Annotated in this window: 15 protein-coding genes; 8 read left to right on the forward strand and 7 right to left on the reverse strand. The window is 62.8% G+C overall.

Features of this window, described 5'->3' with window-relative positions; translation table 11 throughout:
• Positions 1–53 precede the first annotated feature (53 nt).
• Positions 54–719 carry a cell wall hydrolase gene (locus tag LZ496_RS13605; RefSeq protein ID WP_249905267.1) on the reverse strand — a complete coding sequence of 222 codons (666 nt, stop codon included), beginning with the start codon at positions 717–719 and terminating at the stop codon, positions 54–56.
• A gap of 318 nt (positions 720–1,037) precedes the next feature.
• On the opposite strand from LZ496_RS13605, the gene LZ496_RS13610 reads away from it, so the two are divergent.
• Positions 1,038–1,436 (forward strand): EVE domain-containing protein, encoded by a 399-nt coding sequence (locus LZ496_RS13610; protein ID WP_249905268.1) that lies wholly within the window; start codon positions 1,038–1,040, stop codon positions 1,434–1,436.
• Entirely contained in the window at positions 1,433–1,951 is a 519-nt protein-coding gene (locus LZ496_RS13615) for a hypothetical protein (protein WP_249905269.1), read from the forward strand. The genes LZ496_RS13610 and LZ496_RS13615 overlap by 4 nt, the downstream gene beginning before the upstream one ends.
• Before the next feature lie 7 nt (positions 1,952–1,958).
• Here the strand turns inward: LZ496_RS13615 and LZ496_RS13620 are convergent, their stop codons facing one another.
• On the reverse strand, positions 1,959–2,282 hold the full coding sequence (locus LZ496_RS13620; RefSeq protein ID WP_249905270.1) for a hypothetical protein: 324 nt from the start codon (positions 2,280–2,282) through the stop codon (positions 1,959–1,961).
• A 354-nt stretch (positions 2,283–2,636) separates the two neighbouring features.
• On the opposite strand from LZ496_RS13620, the gene LZ496_RS14010 reads away from it, so the two are divergent.
• The 4 genes from LZ496_RS14010 to LZ496_RS13645 all read left to right on the forward strand — a co-directional run bounded on the left by LZ496_RS14010 (position 2,637) and on the right by LZ496_RS13645 (position 9,069).
• The gene (locus LZ496_RS14010; RefSeq protein WP_283938114.1) at positions 2,637–4,484 is read left to right on the forward strand and encodes a M10 family metallopeptidase C-terminal domain-containing protein; all 1,848 of its coding nucleotides are present in this window, start codon (positions 2,637–2,639) and stop codon (positions 4,482–4,484) included.
• Positions 4,485–4,619: 135 nt separating this feature from the next.
• Positions 4,620–6,302 carry a type I secretion system permease/ATPase gene (locus tag LZ496_RS13635; RefSeq protein ID WP_283938115.1) on the forward strand — a complete coding sequence of 561 codons (1,683 nt, stop codon included), beginning with the start codon at positions 4,620–4,622 and terminating at the stop codon, positions 6,300–6,302.
• Positions 6,303–6,308: 6 nt separating this feature from the next.
• Positions 6,309–7,694 (forward strand): HlyD family type I secretion periplasmic adaptor subunit, encoded by a 1,386-nt coding sequence (locus LZ496_RS13640; protein WP_249905273.1) that lies wholly within the window; start codon positions 6,309–6,311, stop codon positions 7,692–7,694.
• A gap of 121 nt (positions 7,695–7,815) precedes the next feature.
• Positions 7,816–9,069, forward strand: a complete 1,254-nt coding sequence (locus tag LZ496_RS13645; RefSeq protein WP_249905274.1) for an SMP-30/gluconolactonase/LRE family protein — start codon at positions 7,816–7,818, stop codon at positions 9,067–9,069.
• Here LZ496_RS13645 and LZ496_RS13650 read toward each other — a convergent pair.
• Positions 9,066–9,269 (reverse strand): hypothetical protein, encoded by a 204-nt coding sequence (locus LZ496_RS13650; protein WP_249905275.1) that lies wholly within the window; start codon positions 9,267–9,269, stop codon positions 9,066–9,068. The genes LZ496_RS13645 and LZ496_RS13650 overlap by 4 nt on opposite strands.
• A 273-nt stretch (positions 9,270–9,542) precedes the next feature.
• Between LZ496_RS13650 and LZ496_RS13655 the strand changes: the two genes are divergently transcribed.
• Positions 9,543–9,725 (forward strand): hypothetical protein, encoded by a 183-nt coding sequence (locus tag LZ496_RS13655; protein ID WP_249905276.1) that lies wholly within the window; start codon positions 9,543–9,545, stop codon positions 9,723–9,725.
• Positions 9,726–9,737: 12 nt separating this feature from the next.
• Here the strand turns inward: LZ496_RS13655 and typA are convergent, their stop codons facing one another.
• Together typA and LZ496_RS13665 are read right to left on the reverse strand one after the other, a co-directional pair.
• Entirely contained in the window at positions 9,738–11,570 is a 1,833-nt protein-coding gene (typA, locus tag LZ496_RS13660) for a translational GTPase TypA (RefSeq protein WP_249905283.1), read from the reverse strand.
• 62 nt (positions 11,571–11,632) lie between these two features.
• Positions 11,633–12,046 (reverse strand): MarR family winged helix-turn-helix transcriptional regulator, encoded by a 414-nt coding sequence (locus LZ496_RS13665; protein ID WP_249905284.1) that lies wholly within the window; start codon positions 12,044–12,046, stop codon positions 11,633–11,635.
• Positions 12,047–12,101: 55 nt separating this feature from the next.
• On the opposite strand from LZ496_RS13665, the gene LZ496_RS13670 reads away from it, so the two are divergent.
• Positions 12,102–13,286, forward strand: coding sequence for an MFS transporter (locus tag LZ496_RS13670; protein ID WP_249905285.1), 1,185 nt, complete (start codon positions 12,102–12,104; stop codon positions 13,284–13,286).
• Here LZ496_RS13670 and LZ496_RS13675 read toward each other — a convergent pair.
• Positions 13,264–13,848, reverse strand: a complete 585-nt coding sequence (locus tag LZ496_RS13675) for a cytochrome b (protein ID WP_249905286.1) — start codon at positions 13,846–13,848, stop codon at positions 13,264–13,266. The genes LZ496_RS13670 and LZ496_RS13675 overlap by 23 nt on opposite strands.
• A 32-nt stretch (positions 13,849–13,880) precedes the next feature.
• Positions 13,881–15,965 carry a 3-hydroxyacyl-CoA dehydrogenase NAD-binding domain-containing protein gene (locus tag LZ496_RS13680; protein ID WP_249905287.1) on the reverse strand — a complete coding sequence of 695 codons (2,085 nt, stop codon included), beginning with the start codon at positions 15,963–15,965 and terminating at the stop codon, positions 13,881–13,883.
• Positions 15,966–16,081: the final 116 nt, after the last annotated feature.

Consider the following 16,081-nt stretch of genomic DNA (forward strand, 5'->3'; position numbering starts at 1 on the left):
CCCGTGAACGTAGTTAACGCCGGAAGGACTCTTATGCGCGCCGAGCCGATGGATCAGGAGCGGTAGAAGATGTGAGCGCCGATCTTTTCGACGCGAGTCAGGCGCCGGCCCCACGACGGAGCTACATAATCGGCGTGATACCAAAGGCAATCTTCCGGCACGCTCTGGACCGCGCCGGCAACGGCGAGACGGGTCACGCCCAGCGCCTTGCGCCATGAGGCCGAAGCCTGATCGACCGACGGCATGTTTCCGCTGCGCGGGTTCACGAAGGAAAATTGCCACGGCTGCTTCACAACGCCGCACCAGCTGGTCGGATATTTGCCCGACTTCGCGCGGTTCATGATGACCTTGGCGACCGCGAGCTGGCCTTCCAGACTCTCGCCGCGCGCTTCGTGATAAACCGCGACCGCGATGCAATTCGCCTGGTCGTTCAAAGGCTCGCCGGCGGCAAACTTGTCGACCAGCGCGTAGAGCGGCCAGCCGTTGCGCTGCAGGAAGCTTGCTTGTGTGGCGACATCGGCCGCGACACTCGCGACTGAAGGCGTGGGAACTGCCGTCGGCGCGATCACCGCGGCCGCATCCGACGTGGTTTTCACCACGGCCTGGACGACAGGAAGGTTATTGACCGTCTGGGCCAAGGCCTGGCCCGATCCACCCACGCTAAGCAACATTGCAGCAGCGATCACCGACGCGCTGCCGGTACCCAAAAATTTCTTCAACTCTTACTCTAACTATGGCGGCAGGCCGTCCAACGATCGCGCAATTGAAGCAACAATCCGCTTACTAGCGATCGCGAAGGGTCCGTCCGTCTTGCCCTGGGATCCCGGCTAAAAAGCAACTGGGGGATCCGCCCGCTCATTAATTTGCTGCAGCGCACATAAGAAGCTAGTTCCCCACCGCAAACCAATTGGCGGTGAGTTGAGCCGGTCATGGGTTGAATTGCGGGAACCGGGCAATTTATCGCAGATTTTGGCCAGTCCGTCTTGCCAGCCGCCTGCATGATTGCCTAGTCGGCGCCCAAAGGAGATTCGCTTTCGATGGCCTATTGGCTGATGAAATCCGAGCCGAGCAGCTACAGCTGGGCCGACCTGATCCGCGACGGAGGCACCATGTGGGACGGCGTCCGCAACAATGCCGCGCGCCTTCACCTGCGCGCGATGAAGGCCGGTGACGAGGCGCTGTTCTACCAGAGCATGGAGGACCGTTCGGTAGTCGGCATCATGCGCATCACCGGCACAGGAGAACCCGATGGGCCTGACGGAAGCTGGGTGAAGGTTCCAGTCGAGCCGGTTCGTCCGCTGGCCAAACCCGTAACCCTCGCGGCAATCAAGGCGGAGCCGAAGCTGGCCAAGATGGAACTGATCCGCCAGTCGCGGCTTTCCGTCGCTCCGGTTCGGGAAGAGGAATGGAAGCTGGTGTTGGAGATGGGCAAGTGAAGTTGATTGTCGCTGGTGTCGCCCTACTCCTTATAGCCGCTGCTCCCGCCCCGACCCCGACTTACGACTGGAAGCTGACGCCGACGGGCTGGGGCCCGGTCCGCATCGGCATGAACCGCGACCAGGTACAGAAGGCACTGAACGATCGGCTGGAAGGCGACGCGTTCGACAATGAGGGCAGCTGCATCGAGCTCTTCCCCCAGGGCGAGGCGCTGAAGGGCAGCTATTTCATGTTCCTGGACGGCAAGCTGAGCCGGATCTCGGTTTCCAGCCCGAGCAAGATCGTAACGCCGCGCGGTATCGGCGTCGGTGCATCCGCCGATGAAGTCCACAAGGCCTATGGTGAGGCTCTAAAGGCCGAGCCCAATCATTATGTCGACCTTCCGGCTGAATATCTGACCTTCTGGCTGAAGCCGGAGAAGAGCGGCGTCCGTTTCGAGACCGATGCGCAACGCAAGGTCGAGATCATCCACGCCGGCGATTCGAGCATACAGTATATCGAAGGATGCGCCTGACTTAGGGTCAGTCACTTTCCGGCTGGGCATCTTCAACAGGCGGCGGGACCGGGTCGATTTCCGCAGGCGCGACGATCGGCGACGGTTTGATCACCTGGCCAGGCGGGACTGCGGGCTTCTTGCCGGCTTTGGACGGAGCAACAGCAGCTTTGGGAGGCTTTACCTGACCGGTTGGGCCTGATTTGTTTTCAGCCATCTCTTCGACCTGCTCATTTTGCGACGAAGTTTGCGCGAACTCCGCCGGGCTGGCGCCTTGGTCGGCGGTGCTTGCAGCCTCACCACATGAGCCCACGGTGGCGGCCAGAAATGCGAAAGCCATAACGCGATACATCATACTCTCCATCGATGGGCGGGCCTCGCATGCCGGATGTCAGGCGGGTCGCTTCGATTTTCTTGGTGTCCCAAATCTACACCACTTTAGTGAACCCAGATAACATAAATAAGAAAAGATTTGACGGTCGTCGAATCGCTGCTAGCTTTTTACTCGAATCAAAAAAGCATTGTATTCATTGGCTTTTTTCTGGGCTTGTAACATTCTGCGTAACTTCCGGGATATCAGAATTGTAGCGGTTGTACCGACCCGTCCGGCGTCGGTTCCACTCACGCATGCTTACGGAAACCGCACATCGAGGCGCGTTCGCGCCCACTGATTTCATTACCAAGCGTAACTTTTGGAGGGTGTGTTATGTTGGATGTTCAACGTTCCGAGTTTGATTTCAGTGCCGACGACCTGGATGCATCGCTCGACCCGTTTGCGGGCGGTACGGCTTATGACAATCCCATCTGGACCCCGCAGCAGATCGCAGCCCACCTCAATCGTACGCAAACGGGCTGGGGCGTCGGAGTGAACGGGACGCCCGGTTCCGATGCAGACCTGACGACGATCAATTTCGGCTTTCACAACAGCCTGACCGATCTTGAGAACAATGGTTACGTCTACGAGTTGGGCGGCACCTATTATGGCTTTGCGGAGTATTTCAATTTCGCGACATTCACGACCGCACAGCGCGACGCTGCGCGCGAGGCCATTCAATATTGGGATGATGTCGTCGCTGTCAGCTTCGTTGAAACCAGCGCCGATGACGCCGACATCAACTTCGGCGGTCTGGCGTCTGCCCCGCAGACCCAGGCTTATGCACGGCTTCCGGCCGACATCGTCCTCAGCCTGGCCAATCCGCCGGCGGTCCTCAATCATGTGAACCCGCAGGTCCGCGAGATCGGCGGCGACGTTTGGGTATCCGCCAGCCAGCCGAGCAATTTCCAGTTCGACGAAGGCCTCTATGGCCTCAATACGCTGGTGCACGAGATCGGCCACGCGCTCGGCCTGTCGCACCCCGGCGCCTACAACTTCGGCCCGGGCTTCGCCGTGACTTATGCGAACGGTGCCGAATATGCGCAGGACATCCGCAACTATACGATCATGTCCTACTGGAATCCGCGCGATGTCGGGATCCAGGACCATGACTATAACATGGGCACGATTGCATACGGCGCGACGCCGATGATCCACGACATCTATGCCGCGCAGCAGATGTACGGCGCGGACATGACGACGCGGACGGGCGACACGACCTACGGGTTCAACGCAACGGCGGACACCGCCGGCCGGGATGCGTTCAACTTCGACCTGACGCCTGCCCCGGTCATGGCGATCTGGGATGCCGGCGGCAACGATACGCTCGACGCGTCGGGCTATGCGACGAACCAGGTCATCGACCTGACCCCGGGCTCGATGAGCAGCATCGGCGGCGTGACGCTTGAGAATGCGCCGACTCTGGCCGAAGTGAACGCCAACCGCGCCGCGGCCGGCTATCCGCCGCTGTCGCAGGTCAATTACGACATCCGCATGGCTAATCTTGCCGCCAATCCGGACGCGGGCCTGCTCGTCGACAACGTCGGCATCGCCTATGGCGTGACCATCGAAAATGCGGTCGGCGGCAGCGGCAACGACCTCATCATCGGTAACGATGCCAGCAATCGCCTTTATGGCAACGCCGGTAACGACACCATCAGCGGCGGCGCCGGTGTCGACTATATGACCGGCGGTGCTGGCAACGACACCTTCATTGCCGACATCAACGGCGCCCTGGTCCCGACCAAGCGCGGCACGCTGTCGCTCGACGTCATCATGGACTTCGAGACCGGCGACAAGATCGATCTCAGCGCCATTGATGCCAACCTCAGCAAGAGCGGCGACCAGGCCTTCAGCTTCATCGGCTCGGCAGCAAACAAGGGCGTCGGTCAGCTTTCCTACAAGGTTTTCGAAAGCATCAACGGTGCTGAAAAGGCCCTGGGAATGGACATCGACGGCATCGACGGTCCGGGTGCGGCCGGTCCGGTCACGGTCGTGTTCGGCAACGTCGATGGCGGCGCCGTCGACTTCGCAATCGCGCTCCTGAACAAGCGCGGCGTGACGGCCGCGGACTTCGTCGACACCAGCGTCCCGACCTTCGAGGCCAGCAGTTCGACGGCCATCGAAGGCGGCGGAATGATGAAATCGCAGAAAATGCACGCGAGCGATTTCCTGTTCTAGCCGACATCCGCCCGTTCAGGCGGGCTGACAAGAAAAGGGGGGCATCCGAGACATCGGACGCCCCCCGATTGTTACTGCAGCATTGGGACAAGCATGATGATTTCCGGATGGATTAGGTCCAGTCCGACGTTGCAAATGGCGCTTGGCGCTTGTCGCCGCCATTTTGCCTACGCAGCGATATTCAGCGCGTTTTTGAACCTGCTGATCATCGCGCCCATGCTTTACATGCTGCAGGTCTATGACCGGGTCCTGCCGACACAGGGCCAGACGACCCTGATGCTTCTGACATTGGCGCTGGCGATCGCGTTGTTGGCCATGGCCGGGCTGGAAGCCATCCGGTCCCGGCTGCTGGTGCGTGCGAGCGTCGAGCTTGACCGCGCAATGTCCGGAAAGATCATTAGGGCGACCCTGACCAGGCCCGACAGCGCCCAGCGCATTTCTCGGCAGGCGCTGCGGGAGTTCGACACGCTTCGCAATGCGATCACGGGTCCCGCAATCCACGGACTGCTCGATGCGCCCTGGGTTCCGATCTACATCATCGTCGCGTTCCTGCTTCATCCCTGGATCGGCGTTCTGGCGCTTGGGGGAACGCTGCTGGTCGTCTTCCTGGCGTGGCGCAGCGAGGGGGCGACGCGCGAGCCGCTGCAGCAGGCCAATATGGCGGCAGGACGGTCCTATGCCCTTTACGATAATTCGGTGGCCTCCGCGGACGTTGTACGCTCGCTGGGACTTCGCGAAGCGCTGGTCGCCGGCCATGTGGGCGACCGGGCGACCATTCTCGACCTTCAATCCGAGGCGGGACTTACGTCCTCGCGGCTGACTGCCGAAAGCAAGTTCGTCCGCCTGCTGCTGCAGTCGCTTGCGCTCGGCGTCGGCGCGCTTTTGGCGATCAATGCATCGATCAGCCCCGGTGCAGTGTTCGCATCGATGTTCATCGTCGGGCGCGCAATGGCTCCGATCGACCAGCTGATCGGCAGCTGGCGCACCATCGTGCAGGCCCGGGGTTCCATCGCGGTGCTGGACGAACTGTTCCTGCAAGCGCCCCCGGACATTGCGAGGACCCGCCTTCCGGCGCCGGAGGGACGGCTCGACATCGATGGCCTGACCGTCATGGGCCAGTATCAAAAGCCCATCCTCTACAATGTGAGCTTCCGGGTCATGCCGGGCGAGGTTGTGGCGATCGTCGGGCCGAGCGGGGCCGGCAAGTCGACCCTTGTAAGGGCAATTGCCGGGGCCCAGCGGGCGGACCATGGATCCATCCGCTTCGACAATGGCGAGCAGCGCGATTGGGACCCCGAACTATTGGCCAAGCATGTCGGGTTCATGCCCCAGGAAACCGCGCTGTTCGCGGGGACCATCAAGGAGAATATCTCCCGGTTCCGATCAAGGATCGAGCCGTCAGCGCGCGATATCGACGAGCTAGCCATCACGGCCGCCAAGATGGCCGGCGCGCATGAGATGATCCAGTTGCTTCCCGATGGCTATGACCACCAGCTGCAGGCCGGAGGCCGGGGTTTGTCGGCCGGCCAGGCGCAGCGGATTGCCCTCGCCCGCGCACTGTTCGAATCCCCGCGCTACGTGATCCTCGACGAACCGAATGCAAGCCTGGACGCCGAGGGCGACGCGCAACTTACGGAAACGCTGGTGCAGCTGAAATCGGCTGGCGTCACGATCCTGGTCGTCGCGCATCGACTGAGCCTGTTGCCGGTCGTCGATAAGATATTGGCGATCAGGGATGGGCGATTGGCGATGTACGGCGCCCGGGATGAAGTCATGCGGGTGATTGCGCCCCAACAACGCGTTTCGGCGCAGGGATAAGACGATATGAACGGCAAACTCGCGCTAGTGTCGGCAACCCCGGCCCCATATGCCGCCTCGACGTCAGAACTCACGCAAGCGCTGACCGCGCGGGCCAATCCGAACCGCGACATTCGCGTGGGCCTCATCATCGCGGCGATATTCTTCGTGGGCCTGCTCGGGTGGGCAGCTGTCGCACGGCTTGATGCCGCCGCCATTGCGCCGGGCAAGCTGGTCGTTTCGGGACAGCGTCAGACAGTTCAGCATCGCGACGGCGGTGTGGTGGCCGAGGTCCTGGTCAAGGAAGGCCAGCATGTCCGCCAGGGCGACGTGCTGGTGCGTCTGGCGGCGGCCGATGTCGAAGCCCAGGAGCGGGCGCTGGCGGGACAGTCCATTTCCCTGCTCGCCCAGCGCGCGCGGTTACAGGCCGAACAGGCCGGCCACGCAGCCATCGTTCCGCCCCGGGAATTCGCCACGCTGCAGGGACCCTATCGCTTGGACGCGGACCGAGCGCTCCAGCTTCAGCTCAATCAGATGCGTACGCGGATGGCGGTGCTGTCCGCGCAGCGCGGCGTGTTGGACCAGCGCACGTCGCAAGCCTCCAGTTCCGGCCAGGGATACAGCCGCCAGCTCGCGTCCGTCGAGGAACAGCTCCGCCTGATCGAGGACGAGCTGGCAAGCCTCAAGACGGTGGCGGAAAAGGGCTTCGTTTCCCGCAACCGCATCCGGGCGCTGGAACGAACCAAGGCAGACCTGGAAGGTCAGCGCGGACAATATGCCGCGACCGTGGCCCAGTCCGGCAGCCAGGCTGGCGAAAGCCGGTTGCAGATACTGGAGGCCCGGAACAACTATTATGAGCGCATCGCCACGGAACTGCGCGAAGTGGAAACCAGCCTGGCGGACATCCTGCCCCGATGGGATGCGGCGCGCGACCAGCTTGCCAGGACCCAGATCCGTGCGCCGGCGACCGGCGCGGTTGTGGGCCTCACCATCTTCACGCGGGGCGGCGTCATCGCCGCAGGCCAGAAGCTGATGGACATCGTGCCTGACCGGGCCGAGCTGAAGGTCGAGGGGCGGATTTCGCCGACCAATGCCGACGACGTGCGCCCGGGACAGCGCGCCTTCGTGCGGTTCGATACGCTTCACGAAAAGTCGCTTCCCGCTCTGGAGGGCGTGGTTACCCGCTTCTCGGCCGATGCGATGACTGACGAGCGAACCGGCGAGACATATTATACGGCGGAAATCTCGATACCCGCCGAGGAACTGCGGCAGGTGGAGGAGCTGCGCGGTGCGCATACGCTTCGGGCCGGCATCCCGGTCGGAATCCAGATTCCGACACGGAAGCGGACGGCGCTGGAATATGTACTGGAGCCGCTGACCGGCGCCATGCGCCGGTCATTGCACGAACAATAGGCGTAAGGACAACGATTCCGAGGCTGCCGGTCGCCGAGACCCGGCAGTCTGTCGAACCGCATTTGCCTGCCTGGCGTCAGGACACGACTGTCCGCTCGCCCGGGGTAATTAGGGAGCGACCATGCGCCTGCCTTTGCTCGCCTTCGTTTGCGGCTCGTCGCTTGCCGCGGCTCAGCCGGCCGTTCCTCCTCCTGCTTCCGAAACGCTTGAGCAGCTTGTCGTCGATGCGCGCGCGGCGCGGGTAAAAGGCGATATTCCCAACTGGATCCGGCTTGGGACCAAAGTACTCGAACTGACGCCTGACCATCCGGATATCCTGATCAGCATTGCGCGAGCCCATGCGGCTGCCGGCAACAAGGATCAGTCTCTGGCGAAGCTGGGCGACGCGGTACGCCGTGGGGCGGCGTTCGACCCCGGTCGCTTCCCGGAATTCAAGTCGCTCGAAGGAGACGGCCGATTTGATGCGCTCGCGGCGAACGCCAAGCAGAACCTCGCCCCTGTCGGGAAGGCTACCCGGTTCGCGAAGCTGCCGGAAGGCGAGTCCGAAGGGATCGCCTATGACCAGGTTTCCAGGCGCCTATTTGCCGGTACAGGGAATGGCGAGCTGCTTGCCATCGACGAACAGGGCAAGGTTTCCACCTTTGCGTCGGGCGGCGGGCTTCGGCAGATTTTGGGCATCAAGGTAGATGCCGCCCGGCGGCTGGTCTGGCTGGTCAGCGGGCGTTACCCGGAGCCTGACGCTCCCGCGGACAGTGGCACCGGCGGAATCCGGGCCTACGACCTCGATAGCGGCGCGATCGTGAAAACCGTTGAAGTCGACGAGCGGCCAATCCTGCACGGCTTCAACGATCTGGCCTTAGCCAAGGACGGCACCGTCTATGTCACGGATACCAATCGGAATTCCGTCTACAAGCTGGCGCCCGGCGGCAAGATCTTGGAATTATTGCTCCAGGACGGGCGAATGACCTTCCCCAACGGGATTGTGCTGACGTCGGACCAGCGCACGCTCTTCGTCACGCATGTCGAAGGGATCAGTGCCGTGGACGTGAGGACCGGAGCCAGGAGGCTGCTCAGCGTGCCGGCCGACGCGTCGGTGAACAGCATCGACGGCCTGCTTCTGCACGATGGCCAGCTCTACGCCGTGCAAAACTCTCCCTATCTGGATCGAATCGTGGGCATTGCGCTTTCGCCCGACGGTCGTTCGATCGAGCGGGTGCGGACGCTAAGCTCGCATACGCCGGCGGGCCTCAGCCATACGACCGCAGCCATCGCGGGCGATCATCTCTACATGGTTGGCGGGACGCCGCAGCCCGACGTCTATGGCGGAACGAACCCCGCCAAGTCGGACAGCGGGATCTGGCGGATAGCTCTTTAGGAGAAAGGTGTCTCGATGGGAGCGTCGATTGGCTCCCAACCCTTTATCCTTCGCGTACCGCTCCACAGCTCCATTGCGCTCTTGGTGCGATAATCTTCTGCTTGGCGGACTGCATCCAAATCATCGTCGGCATTGAAGTCTTGTGATCCGGTGATGTGACCGGAACCGGCGTCGACGTAGAAGATGCGAAACCCAGGCATAGGGCATTCCCCCGCACCCTTATACCTTGCTTTTACTTAGGATTATATAACCTAGAGTAAACCAGAATTCTGTCGCAATTCACGAATTCGGGAAAAGCCTAGCCAAGTCTCAGGGGTGCTCCCCATTCGTTGCGGCGAGACATGTTCCATAGTTGGAACTGCGTCGGAGTCGTGCCCCCGTGCTCCGGCTGCCCCGGCCGGCGTCCTTGATGCGGGAGGGGTTCGAGGGCGCCGGCATCGGAGACGCCATACCGCTCACGCAGGTTGCGCATTGTGGATGAGAGAGTAGCCAGGCTTCGACAGCAAGCGGACCATTGCCGCGAGCTTGCTCTTGGCCTCAACGACGAGCGAACCATCTCCACGCTGCTCGCAATGGCGCAGGAGTATGACGAGAAGGCCGAAGAAGTTGAGAACTACCGGCCGAAACCGCGACGTCTGCGGCAGCCGGGCCCATAGGCCCGGCTGAGCTTAGGCGGCTTCCATCTTCCGGGATTCGCGCTTGCGCTCGTGCGGGTCGAGGAAGCGCTTGCGGATGCGGATTGCCTTGGGCGTCACTTCGACCAGCTCGTCGTCCTGGATGTAGGCGATCGCCTGCTCCAGGGTCATGCGCTTCGGCGGCGTGAGGCGGATGCCTTCGTCCTTGCCCGATGCGCGGAAGTTGGTCAGCTGCTTCGACTTCAGCGGATTGACCTCAAGGTCCTGCGGCTTGGCATTCTCGCCGATGACCATGCCTTCGTAGAGCATTTCGCCAGGCGAGATGAACAGTATGCCGCGCTCTTCCAGCATGTTGAGCGAGTAAGCGACTGCCGCGCCCTGCTCCATCGAGATCAGAACGCCATTCTGGCGGCCGGTGATCGGTCCCTTGTAGGGGCCGTATTTGTCGAACAGCCGGTTCATGATGCCGGTACCGCGCGTGTCGGAAAGGAATTCGCCATGATAGCCGATCAGGCCGCGGGACGGCGCCGAGAACATCAGGCGGGTCTTGCCGCCACCTGAAGGGCGCATGTCGGTCATCTCGGCCTTGCGAAGCGCCATCTTGTCGATGACCGTGCCGGAGAATTCGTCGTCGACGTCGACCACGACCGTCTCATACGGCTCCTCGCGGCCCGACGGACCTTCGCGGAACAGCACGCGCGGACGGCTGATCGATAGCTCGAAGCCTTCGCGGCGCAGCGTTTCGATAAGAACGCCAAGCTGAAGCTCGCCGCGACCGGCGACCTCGAATGCTTCGCCGCCCGGCGTCTCGCTGACGCGGATGGCGACATTGCCTTCGGCCTCGCGGTCCAGGCGGTCGCGAATGACGCGGCTCTGCACCTTGTCACCGTCCTTGCCGGCAAACGGGCTGTCGTTGACCGCGAAGGTCATGCTGAGCGTCGGCGGATCGATTTCGCGTGCGTGCAGCGGCTCGGTGATCTGCGGTGTGCCGATGGTGTTCGACACGGTTGCCTTCATGAGGCCCGCGATGGCGACGATGTCGCCCGCCTTGGCGGTCTCGACCGGAACGCGCTCCAGTCCCTGGAATGCGAACAGCTTGGTGACGCGGCCGTCCTCGACGGTCTTGCCGTTGACGTCGACCGCGCGAATCGGGTCGTTGACGTTGAGCGTGCCGCTCTCGATCCGGCCGGTGAGGATGCGGCCCAAGAAGTTGTCGCGATCGAGGAGCGTCGCAAGCATCTTGAACTCGCCTTGCGGGTCAAGCTGCGGCGCCGGGACATGCTCAACGATCTTTTCGAACAGCGGAGTGAGGTCGCCTTCGCGGACATCGTCGGTGAGACCGGCATAGCCTGCACGGCCCGAAGCGTAGAGCGTTGGGAAGTCCAGCTGCTCGTCATTGGCTTCGAGGTTCAGGAACAGTTCGAACACTTCGTCCAGCACCTCGGCCGGGCGCGCGTCGGGACGGTCGATCTTGTTGACGACGACGATCGGCTTCAGGCCGAGGCTCAGCGCCTTGCCGGTGACGAACTTGGTCTGCGGCATCGGGCCTTCGGCGCTGTCGACCAGCAGGATGACGCCATCGACCATGGAGAGGATGCGCTCCACCTCGGCGCCGAAGTCGGCGTGGCCCGGCGTGTCGACGATGTTGATGTGCGTCGTCTCGCCGGCCGAGTTGGCCCACTCGATCGAGGTGCACTTGGCGAGGATGGTGATGCCCCGCTCCTTCTCCAGCTCGTTCGAATCCATGGCGCGTTCCTCGACGCGCTGGTTTTCGCGGAAAGTGCCCGATTGGCGGAAAAGCTGGTCGACGAGCGTGGTCTTGCCATGGTCGACGTGGGCGATGATCGCCACGTTGCGCAGGTTCATTATCGATGTCCGTTGGATAGAGTTGGCGGGCCCTTAGCCGAAATGCTGCACTGCGGCAACGGCTAACGGGGAAGCCGCTCCAATATTTCGATGCCGCGCTCGAGCGCGCGCTGTTCGCTATGCGCGAGCTTCGAGATGCGGCCTTCCAGGGAGCCGTCGGCGACGGGAGGTTGCGTCAGCCGGGAGCGACCTTCCTCAGTAAGCCTGAGCTGCAGCCGGCGGCGATTGCCGGGGTCGGGTTGGCGATCGACCAGACCGGCGCGGACCAATGCGTCCACGGCGCGGCTGACGGCTGGAGCGCCACGTTTCACCCGGGCCGCGACCTGGTTGAGCGTTCCGCCGGACGTCGCGTCGACCGCGGCGAGCAGGTCGCGCTGCTGACCCATGGCTTTGGCCGCGGCGGTATCCCCGCCCAATTGTTCGATGAGCCTGGCGAAGCGTGACGCCAACGCGCCCGGTGACGAATTTCCCCACATGTCTTCACGGTATCAAAGATTTCGCGTTTGGCAAATTTGCCTGTACGCAAGTTTCATGTCGAAACCCGCTCGCCTGCCGCGTACCGTCTGGGTTCTTGGGATCGTCAGCCTGCTGATGGACCTGTCGAGCGAGATTTATCACGCGCTGCTGCCGGCCTTTCTGACGGTCACGCTTGGCCTCCCCGCGGTAGCGATGGGAGCGATCGACGGTGTCGCCGAGGGAACCGCCAACATCGCCAAGCTGGTGTCGGGACGCCTCAGCGACCGGCAGCAGAAGCGCAAACCCTGGATCCTCCTTGGCTATGGAATGGCGGCGCTTTCGAAGCCGCTGTTCCCGCTCGCGCAAGGGGCGCTGCCGGTGATGGGAGCGCGCTTCGTCGACCGGATCGGTAAGGGCATTCGCGGCGCTCCTCGCGACGCGATGATCGCCGACGAGACCACGCCGGACCAGCGGGGCGCGGCCTATGGCTTGAGGCAGGCGCTGGACACGGTCGGCGGGACGCTTGCCCCGCTCGCGGCGATCGGTCTGATGATATGGTTTGCCGACGATATCCGCATCGTGTTCTGGATCGCGGCGATCCCGGCGTTCCTTTCATTCCTGTTCGCCTGGACCATGCTTCGCGAGCCCGAGCGGCATGTGATGGACGGCAAGCAGGTGAAATGGGGCGGTTGGCGGTCGCTGGATATCAAGGTCCGGAGGCTCGTCGGCATCGGCTTCCTGTTCGGACTGGCCCGCTTTTCGGAAAGCTTCCTGATCCTGAAAGCGCTGGATGCCGGCCTTGCCCCAGCCTGGTCGCCGCTGGCCCTGGCGGCATTCAGCCTGTCCTTCATGATCCTCGCCTATCCGGCGGGTTCGCTCAGCGATCGGATGGAGCCCAAGTCAGTCCTGTTGGGCGGTATTGCAGTGTTGATCGCTGCCAACATCTGGCTTGCCCAGGCGGCGGCGATTTGGGCCGTGTTCGCCGGCATCGCGCTGTGGGGTGCCCACATGGCGCTGACCCAGGGAATATTCGCCCGGATGATCGCCGATGCCGCCCCCGAAGGCCAGCGAGCGACCAGCTTCGGCGCCTTCTTCTTCGCCAGCGGCGTCGCCACCCTGCTTGCCAGCCTTGGCGCAGGCTATTTGTGGGACCGTGGCGGTCCGGCCGAGACTTTCACGGTCGCGGCTGGAGTTGCGGCGCTAGCGGGAGCGATGCTGTGGCTGCTCCCTTCGGAGTCTAACTCTCGCGGGTCTGCCTGAACGGCCACATTCTGCCAGCGACGGCACCACGGTCGACGAACTGGTTGAAGAGCGCCGCAGACACATGCAGCGCGAGCAGCGCCAACGTGACCCACACCAGCACTTCGTGGACGTCGCCGAAGTCATTCTCCGTCGGTATGCCGGGGATGGCGGGAACATTGAGGCCCAGTTGCAGTGGTACCCAGCCGTCCTCGGCCCGGCCGGAGACTGCCGCCAGCCCAGTCAGGGGCAAGGCGAGCAGCAGGATGTAGAACAGGCGATGGTTCCACACGGCGAAGAAGCGGCGCCATTTCGGATAGTCCGAAGGGTAAGGAGGGGGCGGGTTGATCAGCCGGATCGCAAGGCGGGTCAGCGCCAGCAGGAGGATGAGCACGCCCCACGTCTTGTGCCAGCCGAACACGAATGCCCGTTCCTCGGACCCTCGCGGCAAGTCGTGGAAGATGAAGCCGATATAGACCTGCATGATCAGCAGAAGCGCGGTGATCCAGTGGATCCACATCACGATCTTGCGATAGCGGATCGCCAGCGGACCGCTGCTTTCCTGGACCATATAATCGCTCATCGGCTACCCTTCTTCGCAGTTGCTGACACCTCTTAACGCGTGAACTTCTCGCCTTTATCCGCCTTTTCGAGCAGCAGCTTCGAAAAACTAAAGTCGCTGCCCATGCGCTCTTCCTGACGCTTCAGGCCCTCGACGATCTTGCCAAGCCCCTCGGTGTCCGCCCAGCACATCGGGCCGCCGCGATAGACCGGCCAGCCATAGCCATAGACCCACACCACATCGATGTCGGAAGCGCGCTGGGCCATTCCCTCCTCGAGGATCTTCGCGCCCTCATTGACCATCGTGTAGAGCGTCCGCTCGACAATCTCCTCATCATCGATCTGGCGCGCGGTGATGCCTGCCTTCGACCGGAAATCCTCAATGATCTCCTGCACGCGGGGCGATGGCGACGGCCGACGCTTATCGTCATAATCGTAGAAGCCAGCCTGCTTCTTCTGGCCCCAGCGGCCCTCGGCAGCCAGCGCGTCGCGGATATTCTCGATCCGGTTGGGATCGCGGTGCCAGCCGATATCGACGCCGGCGAGGTCTGCCATCTGGAACGGTCCCATCGGCATTCCGAATTCGACATGGACCCGGTCGACCTGTTCCGGTGTCGCGCCTTCGAGGAGCAGCTTGGTCGCCTCCACCTGGCGCGGCATCAGCATGCGGTTGCCGATGAAGCCGTGGCAGACGCCAGCGACCACCGCGACCTTCTTGATCCGCTTGGATAGCTGCATCGCCGTGACGAGCACGTCCGGTGCGGTCTTGGCGCCGCGAACGATCTCCAGCAGCTTCATGACGTTGGCCGGCGAGAAGAAATGCAGGCCAACCACATCCTGCGGCCGCGAGGTCGAGGCCGCGATCTCGTCGACATTCAAATAGCTGGTGTTGGAGGCGAGGATCGCGCCCTGCTTGGCGATCTTGTCGAGCCGGCCGAACACTTCCTTCTTGATGTCCATCTGCTCGAACACCGCCTCGATGATGAGGTCGCATTCGGCGAGCTTGTCGAAATCCAAGGTCGGGTTGAGCAGGCCCATCGCCTGTTCGACCTGCTCCGCAGTCATGCGCCCCTTGGCGGCGGTCGCCTCATAATTCTTGCGCATGATGCCCGTGCCGCGATCGAGCGCGTCTTGTGCCATTTCGACGATCGTCACCGGAATCCCGGCCGAAAGGAAGTTCATCGAAATGCCGCCGCCCATCGTCCCGGCCCCAATGACGCCGACGCGCTTCACGACGCGCGGCTGGGTGTCTTCGGGAATATTCTCGATCTTGGCCGCCTTGCGTTCGGCAAAGAAGAAATATTGCTGCGCTTTCGACTGGGTGCCGGCCATCAGCCCCATGAACAGGTTGCGCTCGTCAATGACGCCTTCGGCATAGGGCTTGGCGACCGCCGCTTCGACCGCCTTGATGTTCGCTTCCGGCGCTTCGAAGCCGCGGAACTTCTTGGCGTTGGCCTTGCGGAATTCGTCGAAGATGGCGGGATTGTCGCGTGCCGCCTGAAGCTTGTCGTCGCGCTCACTGGACTTCGGGAGCGGGCGGATATCGCGCACTTCCTCGGCCAGCGCGACGGCATGCTGGACCAGCTCGCCCTCGACGATGCGGTCGACCAGTCCGGCGTCATAGGCGTCCTTGGCCGACACCATCGCACCCGAGGTGCACATTTCCAGCGCCTTCTGGACGCCAGCAACGCGCGGCAGCCGCTGGGTCCCGCCCGCACCCGGAAGCAGCCCGAGCTTGACCTCCGGAACGCCAAGCTTCGCGTCCTTGACGGCGATGCGATAGTGGCAGCCAAGCGCGACCTCGAGACCGCCGCCAAGCGCGGTTCCGTGAATCGCGGCCACGACCGGTTTGGAGCAATTCTCGATCGCGTCGACCACGGTCGGCAGCCAGGGCATGACCGGGGGCTTTCCGAATTCGGTGATGTCGGCGCCGGCGAAAAAGGTCTGACCTTCGCAGCGGATGACGACCGCCTTGATCGCCTCATCGCCCTCAGCCTCTTCGATCGCCGCGACCAGGCCCTGCCGAACGGCGGCGCCCAATGCGTTCACCGGCGGATTGTTCGACGTGACGATCAGCACGTCGCCATGGCGGCTGGTCGAAATCGGGCTGGTGGCGGGCTTGTCTAGAATGTCGGTCATACGAGTGCTCCAGGGTTCAAACTAAACCCGTTCGTCCTGAGGAGCGGCTGAGCTTGCCGAAGCCGCATCTCGAAGGATGGTCCTTCGAGACGGCACTTCGATGCGCTCCGCTTACT

It is taken from the genome of Sphingomonas caseinilytica (assembly GCF_023516455.1).
Taxonomy (GTDB): domain Bacteria; phylum Pseudomonadota; class Alphaproteobacteria; order Sphingomonadales; family Sphingomonadaceae; genus Sphingomicrobium; species Sphingomicrobium caseinilyticum.